Raw genomic sequence first — 21,239 nt, 5'->3', positions numbered from 1 at the left:
GTTTTAAAAGGCTATGTTTACTCCTACGCTGTAAGTTTTGAGCATGGGATAATATGTTCCAATATTATCATCCATTTGTTCGGGATCAATATCTTTTGAAATTTTAAAGACGGGCGAATACGTCCATATATTATTTCCCGTGAAAAAGAAGCTCAATTTTGACATTCCTGCCATGGAAGCTAATTTTTGAGGAGAGTAGGAAAGCGTCAATTCTTTTAAACGTATATAAGCTGTATTTTGAAGATATCGAGTTTGTGGTTGTAACTGTCTATTGCCGTAAGCCATATTTCCTTTCCACCTTGGCCAATAGGCATTTGGATCGGGATTGTCATTCGTATAGGAATTTTCGAGAAAGTGTATAGGAATTTCAGCCCCCCAATAACCATAAGGTCCCCAAAATGGATTCTGATGATGTACCGGATACCAATCTCGCTTTGCTACCCCCTGAAAAAATGTCGATATCGCAAATCCACTATATTCACCATTCAATCTTATCCCAAATTTATACCTGCTGGACATATTTCCAATTACAGAAAGATCTCCGGGATTACTTATCGTTTGATCTCCCCAATCTACTTTTCCATCTCCATTTATATCCTCAAATTTAATGTCTCCCGGTTTTGCAGGTTGTCCTCCGACATTCGTCAAAATAAAACTTTGATCAGCATGGTCATCAATTTCTGCCTGATCCGCAAACAAGCCAAGTGTAGTCAAACCCCAAATATCTCCTACTCGCATCCCTTCATAATACCCAGCTGTACGCAAATTAGGATCAATGATTAAATTACCCTGCGGGTTATTATATTTTGTTATGTATGAAACATCATCTGAAAGTGTTAACTGTAATGAATAATTTAATGGCTTATCTATTTCTAATTGATCCCTCCATCTTAAAGACACTTCAAACCCTTTAGTTTCAAGATCAGCATAATTTCCCCGAGGTGAAGAAGCTCCGAAAACGGATGGAAGAACAGGGCCTACGGTAATCATATCTTTCGTATTCCTTTGAAACCAATCAAATACAAAACTTAATCTTCCTTTAAAAAAATCTGCATCCAAACCAAAATCAAGTGTTGTTGAAGTCTCCCAGGTAAAGTCATCAGGAAGTACCGCCGGATTTCTAGTAACAACGGGTCTCTCTCCCTTAATTACTTTATTTGTTTGACTTGCCCTAATTTGTGGCACATATAAATAAGGGTTAATTTGACTATTTCCCAGCGAGCCATATGAGGCTCTTAATTTTAAATTATCGAGCCATTTTCCAGTTCCTTCCAATATACTTTCTTCACTCAGCCTCCATCCCAGAGAAAAGGAAGGGAAAAACCCAAATTGCTCTTGTTGCGGAAATTTTGAAGACCCGTCATATCGGGCATTTAACTCAACTAAGTATCTTTCATCATAATTATAATTTATTCTTGTAAAAATACCTGCATTTGCCCAATCATTTCCCCCACCTTCTATCATAAAATTTTCTCCTGTAGCCAGATTAAATGCATCTAACTCTTTAATAATCAAATTAGATCTATTTACATTTAAAAATCTAGTATTGCTAATTTCCATATTCCCACCAGCCATTACTCCTAATTTGCTGTTACGGAAGTTATGTTTATAATTACCATATAGATTATATACAAAATAATTCAATGTGTTTTTATTGTTATATAACCGCGAATCGCCAACATTAGTAATCACATTTGGCATATTGCTATATGGAACCGGAATGTATTTTTGATTTGTTTCTATTATTTGATTCCTGTAGGTAAAGTTACCCTGGATATTAAAAACATCCTTGACAATTGAAGCATCAAAGGCTATACTTCCTAAAATTTGACTGCGATCATTTTTAGCCTGACTTTCTCCTTCAAGAACACCAATTGTTTGGGATCCAATTTGCGTATAAGTGCCATCTGGGTTGTATGGAACCCCCATCGGCGTCGCTCCACTTCTAATCAAAATAGTATTCCAAACATTTCCATTCGAAAAAGGATCAACATATGAATTGCTTGAATAGTGAATATTACTATTTAACCTCAACCAATTAAATGGTTGAATTGATCCTTTAGTACGTAAATCATATGCATTGTATTTATCGGAACGAATATTATACAGACCATCTTGTGTAAAATATCGCCCTGAAATATAGAAAGAAGAGGTTTCTCCTCCTCCGGATGCAACTAGCGAATGTTCCATAGATGGAATATTATCTTTGTAGATCAAATCCCTCCAATCTGTATTTCCATAATATGCATAACTTCCTGTTGATGGATCTACTCCAACATCCTGTTTTCCATGATCCGGATTTTCAGATCGATACTTCAATTCATCCAAATAATCTTGAGAAAAATTTATTCCTACACTCCCCACAGTCGTCGGAGTACGTGTTCCACCATACAATTCAGTAAAACTCTCTAGATACATCTTAGCCCACAAATAACTATCCTTTAAAACTTCTCTTTCAGTTGTTCGAGAGTTTGTAGAAAAATTTGCAGAATATTTGATTTGAGATTTTTCACCCGGATCTTTCGTAGTTATCAAAACCACTCCAAAAGCTCCTCTGGATCCATAGATGGCAGCAGAGGCAGCATCTTTCAATACTGATACACTCTCGACATCCTCAGGATTTAATGTGCTTGGATCTCCTTCAACTCCATCGATAAGAACCAGAGCAGAGCCTCCAGCCCCAATTGAAGTTAGTCCTCTGATATTATAGGTAGGGTTTGAATTTGGTCTTCCATTGTTAAATGAGATATTAAGTCCTGGAATTTGACCTTGCAATGCTCTTGAGACATTAGGAACCGAAAAATTTTCTATTTCTTTACTACCAATTTGATCAACTGCACCAGTTAGATTAGCCTTCTTTTGTTCCCCATAACCCACGACTACCAGCTCATCAAGGGTCTGCAAATTTTCCTCTAATGTAATGATTATGCTGGCTTTTCCATCCAATGGAACTTCTTTTGTTTTGTACCCTATATAGGAAAGAACCAAAATGGCGTCATCCGCTACATCTGACAATTCAAATTTTCCATTAAAATCAGTAGCGGTGCCCTGATCCGATCCTTTCACCAACACATTCACGCCGATTAAAGGCTCCCCATTGACATCGGTCACCACCCCCTCTACATTAATTACTTCTTTCTCAAAGTTCATTAAATTGAAATCCAGACGTAGTAAGTCAGGGCCCGAATTTCCGTAAGTCACTCCACAAAAAACAAACAACAGAATGACCTGATTGATTAGTACATCAATTTTCATACTTTTGCATTTTAATTAATCTTTTAATTATACCAAGGCTGGGTAAATTCTCGAATATTCACTCAGCCTTTTATCTTCTATTCCTATTATTTTCTTTCCGGATGGGATTCAGATCCTTTTCAGGACAGCACTGTCAGCACTGCAATTATCCCCTACAAATAAAAGACTCTTAATCTCAACAATAAATTTCATTGTTTTAATTATTATTATTTTATTTGTTGGTCAAATATACAAATACTTTTGAATTATTAAAATATTATTAAGAATATTATTTTTGTTACATTTGAACGATGTCGTATTTCCCCCTCTCATCCAATTATTAAAGTATTTATTAGAGGAAAATACACATTTCTTCAAAATTTAATTTGACACAAAGCATTGAAATAGTAAGATCAATTTTGGAAAAGAAAAACACTATGGCAGCAAAGAAAAAGGGACTTAAACCATTGAACTCCGTATCCATGACCGATAGGGTAGAAAATATTTTACGAGACTACTTCCAGGAAAATGCATTCAAACCCGGTGACTCACTTCCCGGGGAATTGGAAATAGCGGAAAAATTGGATGTAAGTAGAAATGTGGTCCGTGAAGCATTAAGTCGGCTTCGAATGCTGGGAATTATTGAATCGCGTACCCGGAGAGGGATGATTATGGCTCGTCCTGATATTCTTGGCGGACTGGAAAGAGTGATGAATCCCTTTATACTAGGCAAAGATACGCTCAACGATGTATTTGAAATGCGACTCATCCTGGAAATGGGAATGGCGGAATTTTTGTTTGCTCGAAAAACAGCACAAGACATTGAAGAACTAGAAGAAATAGTTGCCAGTCAAACGAGTATCGAAGAACCTACAAAAGAAGAAGAAATACGATTCCATACAAAGCTATACGATATGACCGGAAACGAAACATTTACCCGATTCCAAATTCTCCTGCTTCCTGTATTCGAACACGTATTTAAAAAATACAGAAAAGGAAAGACCAATACTCCACCACCGGATCATATTCACCATGACGGCTTGGTAAAGGTACTCAAGACGGGTACAGTAAATGATTTCAGAAATGCTATGCAAACCCATCTAAAGCCTTACTTTGATGTGATTGATTTATAGGAAACTATTTCTGTTTGTTATGCATAATATTTGCAATTAACTATGCAGCCCTTTTCAAATTTTTACGGAATTATTATATAGTTGTAAGTTTTGATTCGGATTAATACAAGAAATCGCATATAAATGCAGAAAATTCCGGTATGCCTGGGGCCAATTCAACACGGTCGATCGTCAAAGCTTGTACAGCAATTCCCACATTTTCTACAAATATTACAACTTCTCCTCCAAACGATAAGTTCTACTACCCGTTAATTATTCAGACTCAAATCTACCCGTATCCTGAAAGAACGACTTAAACCAGCTTTATTTATGCAACGAAGCACATCCTCTTTTCAAAAATTAGCCAACTTTCCACTTTGGATAATTTCATTTCCTGAATAAACTACATAAACTATAATCTCAGGCAAAATATGAGAATTCACAACCTTCGTAGTTCCGGACAATTGGTTTTTATGAAACAACAATTTCCCTTGTAAATCATAAATACAAATCCCAAGTTGCGGGAATAACCTATTATTGGCCCTCAATAAAAGGTTCCCTCCATGGCAATAAACATACAACCCCTCCGAACTTTCGACACCTCCCATTTCCACTTTTACAACGTGAGAATACATAAAACCATCGTCAAACCCTACCTGTTTTAATCTGTAATAAGGCCACCATCGACCGGGGTTCCGATCAATATAATTATAGGATATTTTATACTGACTTTCCCCAGCTCCCCACACTCTCCCAATTGTCTCAAAAGAATAGCCATCCTGACTTCTTTCCACTTCAAAGAAAGCATTATTATTTTCAGATAGGGTTTCCCACACCACCTCTACCACCTGGGCCTGATGGCGATATACGGCATCAAAATATGAAAGCTCTATAGGGTTTACCACCCCTCTGGTTTGCGGACCGGCAAACCATGTACTATCATTCCTGCGCTGCAATGAATACCCTACAGGGGTATCACTCCCTTCTTCTACTTCAACATCCATACTCAATACACCTTCCGCCGGGCCGTCCAGAGCCAATATAGTACCTTCATAACTTACAAAGTCATACAATGTAGTGTCAGTCTCACCTGCATATGCCAATGCAATTCCTTCCAATTCGTTTTGAAGACTCGTCTCCCAAACATAATAACATCCTGAACTATCACAAGTGGATAGAATGCCCTGGAGCCCCCTATCACCATTGGTCATACTATCTGCCCCATTGTATAATATGATTCGATAATCAACCAGGTTAGTGGGTTGACTGTCCGGGATAGGCCAAAAAACTTCTACAAACTCTCCCTGATCACCTCCTTCATTATCATAATGAAACTCACTAATCACTCCCTGACCACATAATATTTTACACAAACAAATTAAAACAAACACCCTGATCAATATATGCACCATTAGATTAATATTTTATTAAAAATAAGTCCATATAAAATATATAATTCCTTACACTGTTACAACAAATTCATTACTGTTATTGTAATAATTTATTCCATTGAAATTTTCATTAACTTTATGCTGAAATGTTAAACCCATTCATCAATGAAAAAATCTTTACGCTGGATATTAGGGCTTGTATTACTTCTTGTCATTGCTTCTGTCCTTTGGGTTTTGTCAAATTTAAATGATAGACATCCCGGCTATTCTATGAACATATCCGTTGATGGGAAAGAAGCACCGGTGATATACTCTGTCGGATTTGGTAAATCTAAAATTACCCCAACTCTCCTGGATACCTGGATAGACGAGAATAATAATGCAAAATTTGATGACGGAGAAGAATTTATTGACGCCAATGAAAATGGGAGTTTTGATGCTATATGGATAGCAGGTTTCCACAATAACAAACCAGCAAATGGTATTCACGACGATGTCTGGTCACGTGCTGTGGTTCTGGACGACGGTCTCACTAGGATCGCTCTGGTCTCAATTGATGCCATAGGATTTATGTATACCGATGTAATTGATATTCGCAATATGATTCCCAAAGAACTGGGGATAGATTACACGCTTATAGCTTCCACCCATACCCACGAAAGCAATGATTTGATAGGCCTCTGGGGACCCAATATCTTTCATAGCGGTGTAGACGGTAATCATATGAATTGGCTTAAACAACAAGTAATCAGTTCCATAAAATCGGCAGTTCAGGCCCTGCAGCCGGCAACCTTCATTTTTGGACAAGATCTAAGCGGAAAGGATTCCATTTTGATAAAAGACACAAGAAAACCAATTGTCAAAGCCACAGGTATTCAGATAATGCAAGTGTTGAATGCTAATAATGACTCTACCATGGGTACATTAGTCAATTGGTCGAATCATCCTGAAAGTCTCTGGAGTAAAAATACTTTAATTAGCTCCGATTATCCCCATTATATTAGAGAAGCACTGGAGAAGGGAATTACCCATAACAATCGTAATGAACTGCAAGGAATGGGGGGTACTTCTGTTTTTTTTAGTGGCGTAATAGGGGGCTTGATGGCTCCACATTCTTCTCTCACTGTCAGGGATTCTATTCGGCAAACTGATTATTTAGCCCCGTCATATGAAAAAGCAAGAGCCATTGGAGAACAAGTAGCAATTTGGTCCGTAGAGGCCCTGCAAAAAAGTGACACCATAAAAAAATTGAACCCGATTAACATTTTTTCGAAGACTTTTGAGCTTCCGGTGCATAATAGAAATTTTAGGATCGCTTCAGCGATTGGGTTACTCGATCGTGGAATGCACAAATGGTTCAAAACCCGCACTGAAGTATGTGCTATCAAGGCCGGTCCTGTTACTTTTCTAAGTATTCCCGGAGAAATATATCCGGAAATCATTTATGGTGGTATTGAAAACCCACCCGGCCAGGACTATAGTATAGAACCTCTGGAAGTCCCTCCCTTAAAGGATTTCATGCCGGGAAAATATCACTTTTACCTGGGCCTTTCGAATGACGAAGTCGGATATATTATCCCCAAAAGCGAATGGGACGCAGAAGAACCCTGGCTATACATAAATGAAGGAGATACCTACGGTGAAGAAAACTCACTGGGTCCTGAAACAGCACCCATTATTTATTCGGAGTTAAAAAAGGTGCTTCAGAACCTGTCATCGAATCAATAACCTGTACCTGACGAATTGTTTCAGTTTAAAATGGAACAGGACATGTCTGAACGAGGCAACTACCCCTACCTTTATCAGAATTTCCTTACCACTTGAAAACAGCAACCATCTTGTAAAAAAGGACTCTAAATAATCCCTATGTATTCGTCTTTCCGGGTCTGATCTCACTATTTTCAGGCAGTCTGCCCCTAAAACATTCCTCAAATTCAGATTAATTATATCAACCACTTGTCGAATTAACTTCAATTTAAAGATAATTTTATTAAATTTGACTTATATTCAACTTTAAGTCGTTTTGTTAATGTAAAATTCTTTTGGACATGTCATTTAAAACAAAATTATCATCATTCCTACCTCTTATCTCCTTATTCATTTTCTCATTTTCATGCACCCCCAAAATTAACCCTGAGTCAAAAAATGAAAGATTCTTTACCCAGCAGGATTTCAGTAAAAATAATAGTGACCTCGCAAAATATGTTTATACACCAGATGATGCCTTTTCGTATGAAGTGGTGAATACATTGCCCGGTGATGGATACACTACCTATATTGTAAAAATGGTTTCACAGGTATGGTTGGATAAATCTGTAGTAAAAAGACCGGAATGGTGGCACTGGGTAACGATTGTAGTACCTGAAAGTGTTAAATCAAATACAGGTCTGTTACTTATCAGTGGAGGAAGCCACAAAAGTGACCAACCGGAAAAACCCGATGATGTACTCGTCAAATTAGCGCAAGCTTCAAATTCTATTGTATCCAAAATACATAACGTACCCAATCAACCAACCGAATTTGTAGGAGATGACTACGGACCAAGGGTCGAAGATGAAATAATATCCTACGGATGGCGACAATTTCTGGAAAAAGGGGCAGATTCGAAAGATGCCCATTGGTTGGCCCGTTTTCCAATGACTAAAGCAGCAGTCAGAGCCATGGATGTAATTACCGAAGTCACATCTTCAGACAAAATTAATAACCCGGTTAATGAGTTTGTAGTAACAGGTGCATCCAAAAGAGGGTGGACTACATGGACAACAGGAGCTGTCGACGAAAGAGTTGTAGCCATTGCCCCCATCGTAATAGACTTATTAAATATGGTACCTTCCTTTAAGCATCATTGGAGAGCTTACGGAAGATGGGCAGACGCTATTCATGATTACGAATATGAAGGGATCATGGAATGGCAAAATTCGGAAGAATACCACCAACTTACCTTACAAACTGAACCGTACTCATTTCTCAACGATCTAAAGATTCCTAAACTACTTTTATGGGCTTCTGGTGATCAATTTTTCCTTCCTGATTCCTGGCAATTTTACTGGGACGACCTCAAAGGGGAAAAACACCTACGTTATGTACCCAATTCCGAACACTCTATGAAAGAGACGGATGTTGTCGAAACGCTGGCAGCCTTTTTCCAAATGATCGTGGCCCAAAAAGAAAGACCCGATTTTGATTGGGAAGTGAAAAATGGCGAAATTCATATTCAAACAAACAAAGAATTTATCCCTGAATCAATAACGCTGTGGAAGGCCCACAATCCCAATGGACGTAATTTCCAGGTTACAGAAATTGGACGTGCTTATGAACCCTCCAATATCCCAATTTCAGCAGACGGTAAATACACAATTAAAATAGATCAACCGGAAGAAGGGTACAGCGCATTTTTTGCTGAATTAAAATTTCCAGGATTGGGTTCCGTTCCCTTGAAGTTATCGACTGGGATCGTTGTTACACCTGATACATATCCTTATCCTCCTTATGAAAGTGAAGACCCTATGGGAACACCAATGGATTAACACAAAATTGAATACAATTGTCAATAACCAAAATTTTTACTAAGAATTTAGCTAAATTTCGCGGAAGCAATATCTCAGTTTAACAGAAACAATACCTTGGCGACTATTGTATAGCTAAAGGCGGAACACGGGTAATAAATAGGACAGCTATAGTATAGCTTGCCCTACACATCCTTAGTATGTTTACGCTGTCGACTTTAAACGGTCTGGCAAGAATAATGGGTACAGATCCTAGATATTAAGGATTATTTTCAACAACAGCTTGTAAGAATCAATCTTCGAATATTTTGGGTTGCGCTTTGGATATACATTCGTAATTGCAGTTACTTTATGTGTTCCTGCCCAAAGAATTCTCTAACGTCCCTGGCAACCCTTAAAAGGACATCTGGAGAGGTCATCCCCCGGAGTCACTGGGAAGTAATAATTAGTTGAATCAATTTCCACCTAAAATAATATCATTAGTTAAATAGGGGGCTTTTGATATTCTAATGATTATCCTTCAAGATATAAATACTTCCTTTTCCTTTACCGATCATCGTAAGTACCTGCTCCGCCCGCAGGTATTGAAGATCTTTTTTTAGTGTACTTCGCCGTATTGTAGGTAGTTCTTTCGTAATGTCACTAATCTTTACAGGTTGATTCTTTGCTATAAAATCCTTTATTTCCTTTTGTCGGCCATTTAAGTATCTACCCCGAGATTTGAGTGCTACATATCCGTGTTCCAGTTTCTCAATAATGTCTCTGATACCCTTTAAAAAGAAAAGTAACCATTGGTCAAAACGCTCATTTACTTTTTCCCTATTTCGTTCCCCACTTATCAATACTTCATTATACGATTTTTTATATTCTTCATACATTTTTTCTAATGATACATATAGAATAAAACCATAGTCATTCTTTAAAAAACAAAGAGTAGTCAACAATCGGGATAAAACCCCATTACCCATTTCAAACGGATGAATAATCAAAAACTCATAAATAAAACTAGCAATGACAATAAGGGGATGAACCTTAGCAGTTCGTAATTGACTATTCGTCCATTCCAATAGCTCATTCATTTCCCCGGATACCGAATCCGAATTCGCAGTAACAATTACAGACCTTTGTCTACCTTCCGGATATTTTTTAGCGGAGACAATGCTGGAATCCGGTCTATATCCACCGGTTTTATCATTGTCTTTTGTATTATACTTAAATATTAACTGGTGCAATTTCTTGATGTAACTTCCAGAAAGTTCAATCCGGGTGTATTGGTTTTGTATAAGCTCCAATGCTTCATAGTACCCCTTTGCATTTTGTTGACCACTACTTTTCGGGAAGGTATTTCCTCCGCTACTTAAAAGATTTTGAATTTCCGAATTCGTAATCGAATATCCATCTAATCTTAATGAAGAACCTGTACCTTCAATATGCGATCTTCTACGCATTTCTATTAAATACCTGTTTTCCTCCTTTTCAATTGCATTCCATTTTCCTTTATATCTGTCTATCAGACCAATAAGCATCAAAACTTCTTGTGTTGTTACAAGGTCAAAATCTAATTTTTGAATAAATTTATCCATATTATAACCATAATATATCCAATAAAATGGATTTAAAATGACAAAATAGCCAAAATATATCCATATCATATCTAAAAATAATGATAAAACCAGAATTGGTTATATCTATTCATAAACGGTTATACAAAAATATACTCTACCTAAAACAGATCTAAAAAGCAATCAATATAAAATACGGATTATTTTATTATATTTGTACGTACAAATGCCATTTGTAATGGACAAAAAATTAACTTTAAAGCTCAATCAAAAAGTAATTGAAAGGGCAAAAGAATACGCTTCGGATAAAAAAATGAGTTTATCCCGAATCGTGGAAGCCTATCTTCAATCTCTGGTCTCTGAAAAAGACACTTCGGATTTTGAAATTTCCCCGTTTGTAAAAAGTATTTCCACAGGGACTAAAATTCCAACGGATTTGGATTATAAAGGGGAGTACTCCGATTATTTAATGCAGAAATACAAATGAACGAACGGATTTTTATAGATACCAACGTTATGTTGGATCTATTAGGAGAACGGGAGCCATTTTATGATCCGGTTGCCAAAATAGCGACCTTAGCAGAAAAAAATAAACTGAGAATGGTAGTTTCCCCTATTTCATTTGCTACGGTCAATTACTTTCTCTCCAAATTTGAAAGCCCCGGGATAGCGAAAGAAAAGCTTCGTAAATTCAAAATCATAAGTGAAATATGCTCACTTGATGAACACACCATTGAGAAGGGCTTGAATTCATCCATAAAAGACTTTGAGGATGCCCTACAATATTTCAGCGCTACTGAATCGGACTGCGAAATAATCATAACCCGAAATGGAAAAGACTTTAAAAAATCTTTGCTTCCGGTAATGACTCCGGACCAATTTTTAAAAACACTGCATTTTGCCTTTTAATTATTTCAAACAATTCGGGGGAAAAATCACCTCAAATGAAATATCCCGGTACACTGAATCACCAAACTGGAACAGAAAAGCTTTTCAGAACCTGGAAAACACTTCTATGGATTTTAGCTTATCCGCTCTACCCGGTTTTCTAAAAAAGCGTTTTTGGGATCAAACGCAGCGTGAACCCGAAAAACCAATACCGGTAGAAAGTCCTGATTTAGATGCATTTTCAACAATTACGGATAAACCTAAGTTTATCTGGTTCGGACACTCGGTACTATTACTTCAGTTAGAAGGTAAAAATATCCTGATCGACCCCATGTTCGGTTCCAATGCGTCTCCTATTGCCCCTTTTCCAACCAAAAGATTTTCGGAAAACACATTGAAACTTATTGACCATTTACCAAATATTGACGCTATTCTCTTCACCCATGATCACTACGACCACCTGGACTTTCAAAGTATTCAAAAATTAAAAAAAAGAGAAATAAAGTATTACTCCGGGTTAGGCTTAGGAAGACATTTAAGATACTGGGGAATTCCTAATGATAAAATTGAGGAGCTGGATTGGTGGAACAGTTTTACCCTTGGAAATATAAAAATCACTTATACCCCAACCCGGCATTTTTCCGGGCGCGGGCTGCGTGACCGGGGGAAATCCCTCTGGGGCGGATGGGTATTTGAGACACCACAACTAAAGGTCTACTTTAGTGGCGATGGAGGATATGGCAATCACTTTTCCCAAATTAAAGATCGGTTTAAACATTTCGATTTTGCTTTGATCGAATGCGGCCAATACAATGAAAATTGGAAACAAATACACCTATTTCCCAATGAAAGTGTAAAAGTGGGAAAAGAAGTAAATGCAGATATTGTCATGCCTGTGCATTGGGGTGGGTTTGCCCTTGCTGTTCACCCCTGGAAAGAACCCGTCCGGAAATTTGTGCAACATGCTACTATACAGGGTTTAAAATATGTCGTTCCCAGGTTGGGAGAAATCGTAAATATTGGTTCGGATTTCCCTTCAGATGAGTGGTGGGAAGAGTATGAGTGAGTATAACCCAATTTTAATACCCATCCATCGAGTAAACCCCTACCTTCGAATTTTGGTCAATGTGCTCGGGACACACAAATATTGATAAAAGACCATTATCATTTCGGAATGTACCTGCTCCCGACCTGAAACTTGTATTACCAATTAATTTAAATGTTCTGGTACTAATTTTTTTGATAAGAATTGTTTCAACTGATCCATTGAATTGATTTAATCTCTCTATATCCGATTTATCGATATCTAATTTATATAAATCAGCTACATTATTGCCATTCTCATTGGTAGCAAAGCCCATTAGATAAAGCTGGTTTCCCGATCCTGTAAAAAGATTTATGTTTTGATAGGAGTGCCAAATCGTATCAGACCAATTCTCGCGGGAAATCCTTGCCAACTCCAAGCTTCCAATAAGGCGAAAACCTTTTTCCCCTTCAATAAATTTATCTTCCTCACAAAAATAAAAGTCAAGGTTCCGGCTATCCCAATTGGCTACTGCAATAAGAAATTGATCATCTAGCTTAGTGATTCCCACAGCTCCGGCCGTTACACGTTCGTATTCACCTTCCCTGGTGATCACCTGCAAGGGATCCGACCAGACTCCCTCACTTTTTCCCAAATCGTAAACCATCACGCGGGATGTGTTTCTACGTTTATTATCCTCGATACCAACTGCTAAAAACTGATCATAAATTTGAAAACCACCGGCATGCCTGTATGGGTCTAATAGCAATGAATCAGTGCCTAAGATACGGGCGCTTCCGTCCAATTGGGCTTTAACCATATAAGCCACATCCGATGAACTTCCCGACATAAAAAGGTACTTATGCTTTTGCTTATCATATAATTGAATCCCCTGTAAATGGCCACCTGTCTGATCAATGGATATAGTACCCGATAAGGGTACTGCCACCCCTGTCTCAGGAATATTCTCAAATGCATGATTAAATTGATATTTCGAGCATGCCTGGGTAAAAAACAAGGCTATTATCAACTTGCATGTTATCGCGATTGATTTATATATTCGGACCACTGGTTTCATACTATAAAAATGAGCGTCGACAAAATACACAATATTAGCCAAATTTTTGGCACCGGAAAGCTTAGCCCGCTTTATTCATGATAAACAGCAGAGCTATCTTCAGCTTATTTAAAACCGGTTTATACAAAAAAATGAACTAAAATCTTAACAAGTGGTGACATAAATAAAAATTGTTACCGATTAGTGACATAATTACTATATTTTTACTTGAATTGTTCTGACAAATGGAGTTAGAAATCTGAAGAAAGAGAAAGTAATTATCACAAACAAATGTCTGCATATGGACACTGTCTATTTTACATGCAAGGAACTTACTTATAGTGATCATGCCGTTATCCAGATGTTTAAACGAAATATTTCTACAGAAGAGATTGATAAAATCATTAAATTTGGAGAAATTATCGCAGATTATCCGAACGATAAACCATTTCCGAGTTGTTTATTGTTAGGAATTGTTAATAGTAGACCTTTACATGTAGTAATAGCCATCAACAAAAAAGAAAACAGTTGTGTTATAATAACAGCTTATAAACCTGACCCTAATATATGGGATGATAGTTTTAAATCTAAAATTCAATAGTCATGGAATGTACGTTATGCAAAAATGGAATCACTGAAAAAGGGCACGTGACGGTAACTTTGGAAAAAGGAGAAACCATCGTTCTTATCAAAAACGTACCGGCTGAAGTCTGTACTAATTGTGGGCACTACTATCTTTCGTCTGAAATGACCAAGTTGGTTCTAAAAAAGGGCAATGAAGCTTATGCAAAAGGAGCCGAACTTGAAGTCGTCAAACTCCAGGTGGCATAATCTGAGCGTATACTCGTGATATAAAAAACAACTGTCACAGAAAATGGCCCGAAAAATACCGAAAGGCGAATTCCGTAATAAAGAACGTACAAAGTTGAAACTGATCAACGCAGTAGGTGAAGTCATCCGAACGCAAGGGTATACCAAACTAGGCGTAAACAACATTGCGAAAACCGCAGGGGTAAGCAAGAAACTCATCTATCGCTACTTCGGGTCTGCTGACGACCTGGTAGCGACCTACGTACGAAGCAGGGACTATTGGACGGCTTTTAGTAGCCACCTGTCAAAAGAACTTGCCGAACAGCATCAGCATGATCATGGCAAGGATTTCCTGACAAATGTGTTCAAAAACCTGTTCGAAGATATGTCTGAAGATTCCGAAACCCAAAAAATCATTCTTTGGGAGATCAGCGAAAAGAGCAAGCTAATGAGTGAAATCAGTGAGGACAGGGAAAAATTCGGGGGGGGGGAGATATTTGCCATAACCGATCCGTTTTTTGCAGGGACCGACGTCGATATCCGCGCTATCTGCGGGCTACTGTTGGGAGGGACGTATTACCTGGTTTTATATTCGAATACCACCGGTGGCAGCTTTTGCGGAATAGAAATAGATACCGAAAATCGGAAAACCCGCCTGTTTAACAGACTTGATAAAATCATTAAATGGGCTTAGGCAGAAGCCGAAAGGCAGCAGACAGATAGAAGATAATTTTTCACTGAAAATACACCCAATCCAAATTAAACAATAATTGATGACCCGCTTCGTCGTTTTTAAACACAAAATACAAGTCATGCACCCCATCCACATATTCCACAGCAGATACCAACTCTTCCCACTTGTCAGAATCCCCATTTATGTCCAAAGAACTCACCAAAGGACCATCAACACTATCGAGATGAAGATTAATAGTACCTCCTTTTCCTGTTCCTAAAACCCTGTATTTTATTTCGGAAATTCCAGAGAGATCAATAGTATTAAATTTCACAAAAGTCCCGCTACGGATATTGCGGATATAACTCAAATTCTCCGTTGTAATAGTAGCTATTCCCACATTCCCTTCATCAAACATTTCTGCTTCCACTTTGGGCGATATCCATACATTCTGGGCAATAGATCGAATAGGAGGAACCTCTCCTTTTCCCCCTTTGTCTGTATATTCTGAAATTAACACATACGCCCCCGACTCATTCTTTAAAGTATGCCGATTAAACATCAGATTACCGTTGGCTGGTATTCCTATGTTATCTAAATCCAGAGAGAGTATATATTTTACCATCTCCTCCGCATCTGATTTACCTAAATCCGGATGAGGCGTCATCGATCGACTTCCCCAAACTCCACTACCTCCTTCAATAATCTTTTGTGAAAGAAGTGTTACCGCCTCCTCTCTTCCCGCATATTTCGCAGCAATAGCTTTATATCTAGGACCTACTGATTCTTCGTCGATATCATGACAAGACTGACAATCACTTTCGTCCATCAAAATTTTCCCTAATTGGTATTTGCTATTTCCTACGCTTTCTGTATTCCCAAGAACCAAAGCAAGGTCTTCTCTATTTTCCAGGAAGTCGAATCGGGTAACAATTTTATCTTCAGGTATTTTCCCATCTTCAGCATCATTAATTTCGATTTTATACGGAATCTCTTTTGAGCCTCTATAAAAACTTTGATTACCTTCAAATTCTAGCCGGATAGCTGGAGGTGTGTTGCCTACCTTAACTTGCATAGTACTTTTCCCTACTCCTCCATTTCCATCGTCAACTTCGAGAACCACATCATAAACTCCCGGATTATTGAAAGTATAATCTACTTCCTCTCCTTCCAATTCATTGTCTTCAATTTTCCAGGTATAATTCAATGATCGGTCTCCATCATGATCAATTGTACTGCTACCATCAAACGCAACTTCCAATGGCTGAGCACCTACAGTTTTATCAGTCCGAATGATTACCTCCGGAGGACGATTACCTTCTACGTATTCTATCCGAACCAATTTAGCATCATTGTTTTTGGAAAACCAATTAGTCCCGTATTCCAGCACATACAAAGCGCCATCCGGTCCAAAAGTAAAATCCACAGGGGAAGAAAAACTAAATTGATCTAAAAATGGCTCCATAAAAACCATTTCACCATTTTCATCAAACTCTACGGCCATTACCCAATTTCTTATCCACTCATAGATCAGTAATTTACCCTCGTAATAATCCGGTAAGCGAAAAGGTTTACCCTCAAAATCCTCACCATGAAATACCGGACCCGCCATGGCACTGGCTCCACCGCTACCTACCAATGGAAATTTACCTGAAACCCCTCTTCCATACCAAATAAAGGCGGATTGAGCCCGAGGCAATTTCTTCAAGCCCGAATTATTAGGTGAAATATTTACCGGGTTTTCCGGATTAAACCTTGGCCCTTCCTCTTTGGTTTCGAAATCATAGTACGGAAAGGCTTGATTATTTCCCAGGAAATACGGCCATCCATAAAATCCCGGTTGATCCGCACGATTAAATTCATCGTAACTCATTAATCCATCCTCTCCCTCAACCTTGGTATCCGGACCAACATCTCCCCAAAATACTGTTCCTGTTTTACTATCTACGGAAAACCGGTACGGATTTCGACTACCCATAATATATATTTCCGGTCGTGTTCCGGGCGTTCCCTCGGGAAAAAGATTTCCTTCCGGAATCGAATAACTCCCATCATTTTCCGGTTTAATTCTCAATATCTTTCCGCGAAGATCATTCGTGTTAGCAGCCGTAGCCTGGTCATCTGCCAATTGTCTACCCGGACGTTCATCAATTGGGATATATCCTTCCGCTTCCTCTGCGTTGGTATTATCCCCGACAGAAAGGTACAACAACCCATTACTGTCAAAAAACAAATATCCTGCCGAATGGCAACAATACCTACGTTGTGTAGGGATTTCCAAAAGAACTTTTTCCGTATCCTGATATAAAACACCGTCATCAAAAACCATTCTTGACAAACGATTTATTGACTGATCTCCACCAACTGCATAATAAAAATAAACCCAATGATTATTTTCATATTCGGGATCCAAAACCACTCCCAAAAGTCCATCTTCTATTCCACTAAATACATTAAAGCGAGCTATTACACTAATATCCCCATCAGATTCATCATATAATTTCACAGCCCCTTTTCGTTCTACAATTAATACATTCCCATCGGGTAAAATTTGCATTTGCATGGGCTCATCCATACCCTCTACCAAAATTTGCCGTGTATACCTTTTTTCATCAGGTATTTTTCGTGTGCGAACACGCGAGTAATCCGGTGTACTATTATTTCCTATTGAATTTTCCAGATGTGTTAACCACTCGATGGATTGTAATTTTTTTATCACTTGAATTTCACCGGATCCAGCTATAACATTATAATTGCCATTTTGAATTCTTTTTGTGATCGGCCACACAGGAAAATTTAAAACTGTGTCTATTAAAACAACCATCCCCCCTCCAGCCTCTACGTACCTTTCAATTGTATTGCGTTCCCTGTAATACAGGTTATCGAGCGTCGAAAGAGGTAAAATAACGGAACTATATGAATCAATGAAATCGGCATTGACCATTCTCCCGGAATCAGTTTCCACTAACCAGCTCCTTTCCTTTGCTAAGGATTGAATTTCTGTATGAATATCATTATTAAGACCGATTGTTAAAATACGAACCTCATTCCTTTTATCCGAACAAGACCAAAATGTAAGCATGCCAAGTATAAAAACTACTAGTTTATATTTCATTTTGAAATCTCTTTATTAATCCAAAACTTTTCAATCTGCTCCAAAGTCATACCTTTTGTTTCGGGTACATACCGGTAGAAAAAGAAAATAGCTATCAGGCAAAACCCCGCAAAAGTAAAAAAGCCGGCACCTAAACCAACAATGGATACATACCAGGGGAAAAGAAATGCCGCGCCAAAATTTGTTCCCCAATTGGCGAAAGTGGCAATTGACATTGCCTGTCCACGTATGTGCGTAGGATAAATTTCTCCAATCAAAACCCAAATTACCGCATTAATAGAAATGGCCAGACTGGCTACATATAGACATAAAAAAACAACTGTTACCAGTCCTGAGCTTCCACTACCAAATGAAAAACCAATTCCACATAAGGTCAAAAAGACAGAAATCATTCCTCCAATCAACAAGGGCCGACGGCCCCAACTATCAATTCGCGTCAAAGCTATAATCGTAAATATCAAGTTAATAACACCGATTAACACCTGGAATTGAATCGCTCCATCAAGTTCAAATCCAGCCCCTTCAAGGATTTGTGGTCCATAATAAATAACAATGTTAACCCCGGTAAACTGGCCAAAAACAGATAATCCGACACCCACCGCCAAAGCTTGACGCCATCCGGGCTGCAATAGGGTTCTTACACCTTTTCCTGATATTTCTTCCTCGTCCTTTTCTTCTAATTTCTGTATACTAGATGAAGGAGCTATTTTCCGTAGTATGGATAATCCTTTCTCCTTAAATCCCCTGTCAATTAACCACCTGGGACTTTCCGGAACGGAGAATAATAATAGAAAAAATAATCCGCTAGGGAGCATTTCAGCGGCAAACATCCCTCTCCATACTTCACTCTTAAATATCATCTCATACCACACAAAATCTATCATTGCTTCCGCATTCTGTGACTTTTCCAATAAAATCCAATTGGAAAAGTAAGCCAACAAAATACCAACCACAATTGACAGTTGGTATAAAGCTACCAGGCGTCCTCGAAAACGTGCCGGCGCCATCTCAGAGATATACATAGGCGACAAAACCGATGCCATTCCCACTCCTAATCCTCCAATCAACCTGGCCACAATTAAATAAAAGAAGTCCATTGGTATAGCACAAAATAAAGCCGATAGGAAAAATAATAGTGCGGACAACATCAAAATAGGTTTTCTCCCCCACCGATCACTTAATCCTCCGGCAAAAAATGCACCGACTATAGCACCTACCAGTGCTGAACTTCCAAACCACCCAACTTGTATCTTTGACAATGCAAATTGCTCTTCCACCATTCCAAAAGTGCCCGATATCACTGCAGTGTCAAAGCCAAAAAGTATTCCTCCTAAAGATGCTACCAAACAAATTCTCCATAAATACCCGGTTATTTTATCATTCATGACTTGGAGTTTTATCAAATTTCGTTTTTAATAATCGATTTGAGAACCGTTTCAATTTGGAACAGCCCTCTCGGTACATGAAAACAGCCTTTCCACTTCCCTCCTTTCAGGGGCAGTAATACTTCCCCTTGCCGATTCAAATATCCATACCATTCTCCAAATTCAGGATCCGGAAACCGGGCCGTAGCATATTCGTGTAGCCTTACAAACCAGTCAGCCATTTTTATATTCCCTGTGAAAGCAAATCCTTTTAAGGCAGCTACCATCGCCTCTAAATGCACCCACCAAAGTTTTTGATCCCATTCAAGTTGTTGAGGGGGATGACCTTTGATATCCATAAAATAATATATCCCTCCATAGACTTTGTCCCAACCTTTTTCCAAGGTAGATAGACTTATATCTACGGCCTTCTTAATTAAGACATTATCCCCTCTTCTGAACCCTAGGTCCATCATAAACCACATGGCTTCAAGTACATGGCCGGGATTGTGTAGCCGTCCATCGTAGGTATCAGAAAAAGTACCATCTTTATTTACATTTTCCAGAATGACGTCCAACTCTTCAAGATAAAAAACCTCCATTACTGTTTTTATCGCATGATCAATCGTTGATTCCACTTGCTCTTCTTCCAGAACTTCTTCCAATTCCAAAACCAGATTACTAAGGATCATAGGCAAAGCAAAACTTTGTAGATTTCTGGTTCCGGGGTACGCCTTAGAATATATTCTCTTCGGATTATGCTGCCTGGACAGTATATTCTCAAATGTAAGCTTCGCAATCTCTTTATACTTTTCTTTACCGGTAGCCCTATACAATTGCCCAAAAGCCATCGCCGCAAAGCAATCAGAGAATATATTATACGGTTGTATCAATGGTTTCCCCTCCCGGGTCAAGGAAAAATACCAGTTACCGTCATTGTCTCTGCCATTGCGGATTAGAAAATCCGCTCCTGATTGAGCAATATCCAACCAATCGGAATTCTTATCCAATTCATTGTAAAATTTGGCAAAAGTCCATACCTGCCTGCATTGTAACCAAATAAACTTATCCGTGTCAAATACATTTCCTTCTCGATCCAGGCTCGTAAAATACCCTCCGTATTCCTCGTCTATTGAATTTTGAATCCAAAAAGGGAGGACTTTGTCATGGAGTTCTTTGTGATAGTATTGCGACAGTTTTTCGGAGTTTATTATCATTTTTCATTAATTAACATGAATAACTTTTAAGACAAATTTGAAAACACAGTCATAATTTGCTCAAAATCGAATTTTTAATTATTGTTTTTTCATTTTCTTTGCGTGCCCAAAGAAAACGAAACAAAAGCCCCATTGGGATGCCTGTGGCAAAAGGGCACTTTTTCAAAGGCATTTTTTTCCTTCCAGTCAAAAACCGTATCGAAAAAGTCACGCCCACCCTCGGCATGGGAACCGAGGTTATTTCACCGAAGAGCGATTTACGCTCTTAGATCCCATATTTAAATGG

At 38.3% G+C, this 21,239-nt stretch carries 16 protein-coding genes; 9 read left to right on the top strand and 7 right to left on the bottom strand.

Going from position 1 to position 21,239, the window contains the following annotated elements:
• Positions 1-3 precede the first annotated feature (3 nt).
• Complete coding sequence (locus tag LVD47_RS03605; protein ID WP_236974175.1) at positions 4-3,255, bottom strand: SusC/RagA family TonB-linked outer membrane protein; 3,252 nt, start codon at positions 3,253-3,255, stop codon at positions 4-6.
• Between the two features lie 416 nt (positions 3,256-3,671).
• Here LVD47_RS03605 and LVD47_RS03600 point away from each other — a divergent pair, with 416 nt between their 5' ends.
• Positions 3,672-4,367 (top strand): FadR/GntR family transcriptional regulator, encoded by a 696-nt coding sequence (locus LVD47_RS03600; protein WP_236974174.1) that lies wholly within the window; start codon positions 3,672-3,674, stop codon positions 4,365-4,367.
• A 332-nt stretch (positions 4,368-4,699) separates the two neighbouring features.
• Here LVD47_RS03600 and LVD47_RS03595 read toward each other — a convergent pair whose 3' ends face one another.
• Entirely contained in the window at positions 4,700-5,758 is a 1,059-nt protein-coding gene (locus LVD47_RS03595) for a hypothetical protein (RefSeq protein WP_236974173.1), read from the bottom strand.
• A 144-nt stretch (positions 5,759-5,902) separates the two neighbouring features.
• Between LVD47_RS03595 and LVD47_RS03590 the strand changes: the two genes are divergently transcribed.
• Positions 5,903-7,465 (top strand): hypothetical protein, encoded by a 1,563-nt coding sequence (locus LVD47_RS03590; RefSeq protein WP_236974172.1) that lies wholly within the window; start codon positions 5,903-5,905, stop codon positions 7,463-7,465.
• 320 nt (positions 7,466-7,785) lie between these two features.
• Entirely contained in the window at positions 7,786-9,264 is a 1,479-nt protein-coding gene (locus LVD47_RS03585) for a PhoPQ-activated pathogenicity-related family protein (protein WP_236974171.1), read from the top strand.
• 485 nt (positions 9,265-9,749) lie between these two features.
• Here LVD47_RS03585 and LVD47_RS03580 read toward each other — a convergent pair whose 3' ends face one another.
• Positions 9,750-10,826, bottom strand: a complete 1,077-nt coding sequence (locus LVD47_RS03580) for a Fic family protein (protein WP_236974170.1) — start codon at positions 10,824-10,826, stop codon at positions 9,750-9,752.
• A gap of 217 nt (positions 10,827-11,043) precedes the next feature.
• Here LVD47_RS03580 and LVD47_RS03575 point away from each other — a divergent pair, with 217 nt between their 5' ends.
• The 3 genes from LVD47_RS03575 to LVD47_RS03565 are packed head-to-tail and all read left to right on the top strand — an operon-like array spanning position 11,044 to position 12,759.
• Entirely contained in the window at positions 11,044-11,292 is a 249-nt protein-coding gene (locus LVD47_RS03575; RefSeq protein WP_236974169.1) for a DUF6364 family protein, read from the top strand.
• Entirely contained in the window at positions 11,289-11,714 is a 426-nt protein-coding gene (locus LVD47_RS03570) for a type II toxin-antitoxin system VapC family toxin (RefSeq protein WP_236974168.1), read from the top strand. Before LVD47_RS03575 ends, LVD47_RS03570 begins: the two co-directional genes overlap by 4 nt.
• Positions 11,704-12,759 (top strand): MBL fold metallo-hydrolase, encoded by a 1,056-nt coding sequence (locus LVD47_RS03565; RefSeq protein WP_236974167.1) that lies wholly within the window; start codon positions 11,704-11,706, stop codon positions 12,757-12,759. Before LVD47_RS03570 ends, LVD47_RS03565 begins: the two co-directional genes overlap by 11 nt.
• 13 nt (positions 12,760-12,772) lie before the next feature.
• On the opposite strand, the gene LVD47_RS03560 is transcribed toward LVD47_RS03565, so the two are convergent.
• The gene (locus tag LVD47_RS03560) at positions 12,773-13,795 is read right to left on the bottom strand and encodes a hypothetical protein (RefSeq protein ID WP_236974166.1); all 1,023 of its coding nucleotides are present in this window, start codon (positions 13,793-13,795) and stop codon (positions 12,773-12,775) included.
• 280 nt (positions 13,796-14,075) lie between these two features.
• Between LVD47_RS03560 and LVD47_RS03555 the strand changes: the two genes are divergently transcribed.
• Genes LVD47_RS03555 through LVD47_RS03545 form a run of 3 tightly spaced genes read left to right on the top strand, consistent with a single transcriptional unit; the run spans position 14,076 to position 15,278 of the window.
• Complete coding sequence (locus tag LVD47_RS03555) at positions 14,076-14,375, top strand: DUF4258 domain-containing protein (RefSeq protein ID WP_236974165.1); 300 nt, start codon at positions 14,076-14,078, stop codon at positions 14,373-14,375.
• 2 nt (positions 14,376-14,377) lie between these two features.
• The gene (locus LVD47_RS03550) at positions 14,378-14,605 is read left to right on the top strand and encodes a type II toxin-antitoxin system MqsA family antitoxin (protein ID WP_236974164.1); all 228 of its coding nucleotides are present in this window, start codon (positions 14,378-14,380) and stop codon (positions 14,603-14,605) included.
• A 43-nt stretch (positions 14,606-14,648) separates the two neighbouring features.
• Positions 14,649-15,278: a TetR/AcrR family transcriptional regulator gene (locus LVD47_RS03545; protein ID WP_236974163.1), complete on the top strand. Its 630-nt coding sequence runs from the start codon at positions 14,649-14,651 to the stop codon at positions 15,276-15,278.
• A gap of 40 nt (positions 15,279-15,318) precedes the next feature.
• Here LVD47_RS03545 and LVD47_RS03540 read toward each other — a convergent pair whose 3' ends face one another.
• From LVD47_RS03540 to LVD47_RS03530, 3 genes are read right to left on the bottom strand one after another with little or no spacing between them, the layout of a single operon-like run.
• Positions 15,319-18,372, bottom strand: a complete 3,054-nt coding sequence (locus LVD47_RS03540) for a PQQ-dependent sugar dehydrogenase (RefSeq protein WP_236974162.1) — start codon at positions 18,370-18,372, stop codon at positions 15,319-15,321.
• Positions 18,369-19,757 (bottom strand): sugar porter family MFS transporter, encoded by a 1,389-nt coding sequence (locus tag LVD47_RS03535; RefSeq protein ID WP_236974161.1) that lies wholly within the window; start codon positions 19,755-19,757, stop codon positions 18,369-18,371. The genes LVD47_RS03540 and LVD47_RS03535 overlap by 4 nt, the downstream gene beginning before the upstream one ends.
• Positions 19,758-19,771: 14 nt before the next feature.
• Positions 19,772-20,953: a n-acyl-d-glucosamine 2-epimerase gene (locus LVD47_RS03530; RefSeq protein WP_236974160.1), complete on the bottom strand. Its 1,182-nt coding sequence runs from the start codon at positions 20,951-20,953 to the stop codon at positions 19,772-19,774.
• Between the last annotated feature and the right edge of the window lie 286 nt (positions 20,954-21,239).

It is taken from the genome of Membranihabitans maritimus (genome assembly GCF_021729145.1).
In the GTDB taxonomy this organism is placed as follows: Bacteria; Bacteroidota; Bacteroidia; order Chitinophagales; family Saprospiraceae; genus Membranihabitans; species Membranihabitans maritimus.
This window is presented reverse-complemented; position numbering and strand designations above follow the sequence as displayed.

Coding starts and splice junctions, on each gene's coding strand:
- LVD47_RS03605 (WP_236974175.1), bottom strand. CDS start 3,255: ATGAAAATTGATGTACTAATCAATCAGGTCATTCTGTTGTTTGTTTTT.
- LVD47_RS03600 (WP_236974174.1), top strand. CDS start 3,672: ATGGCAGCAAAGAAAAAGGGACTTAAACCATTGAACTCCGTATCCATG.
- LVD47_RS03595 (WP_236974173.1), bottom strand. CDS start 5,758: ATGGTGCATATATTGATCAGGGTGTTTGTTTTAATTTGTTTGTGTAAA.
- LVD47_RS03590 (WP_236974172.1), top strand. CDS start 5,903: ATGAAAAAATCTTTACGCTGGATATTAGGGCTTGTATTACTTCTTGTC.
- LVD47_RS03585 (WP_236974171.1), top strand. CDS start 7,786: ATGTCATTTAAAACAAAATTATCATCATTCCTACCTCTTATCTCCTTA.
- LVD47_RS03580 (WP_236974170.1), bottom strand. CDS start 10,826: ATGGATAAATTTATTCAAAAATTAGATTTTGACCTTGTAACAACACAA.
- LVD47_RS03575 (WP_236974169.1), top strand. CDS start 11,044: ATGGACAAAAAATTAACTTTAAAGCTCAATCAAAAAGTAATTGAAAGG.
- LVD47_RS03570 (WP_236974168.1), top strand. CDS start 11,289: ATGAACGAACGGATTTTTATAGATACCAACGTTATGTTGGATCTATTA.
- LVD47_RS03560 (WP_236974166.1), bottom strand. CDS start 13,795: ATGAAACCAGTGGTCCGAATATATAAATCAATCGCGATAACATGCAAG.
- LVD47_RS03555 (WP_236974165.1), top strand. CDS start 14,076: ATGGACACTGTCTATTTTACATGCAAGGAACTTACTTATAGTGATCAT.
- LVD47_RS03550 (WP_236974164.1), top strand. CDS start 14,378: ATGGAATGTACGTTATGCAAAAATGGAATCACTGAAAAAGGGCACGTG.
- LVD47_RS03545 (WP_236974163.1), top strand. CDS start 14,649: ATGGCCCGAAAAATACCGAAAGGCGAATTCCGTAATAAAGAACGTACA.
- LVD47_RS03540 (WP_236974162.1), bottom strand. CDS start 18,372: ATGAAATATAAACTAGTAGTTTTTATACTTGGCATGCTTACATTTTGG.
- LVD47_RS03535 (WP_236974161.1), bottom strand. CDS start 19,757: ATGAATGATAAAATAACCGGGTATTTATGGAGAATTTGTTTGGTAGCA.
- LVD47_RS03530 (WP_236974160.1), bottom strand. CDS start 20,953: ATGATAATAAACTCCGAAAAACTGTCGCAATACTATCACAAAGAACTC.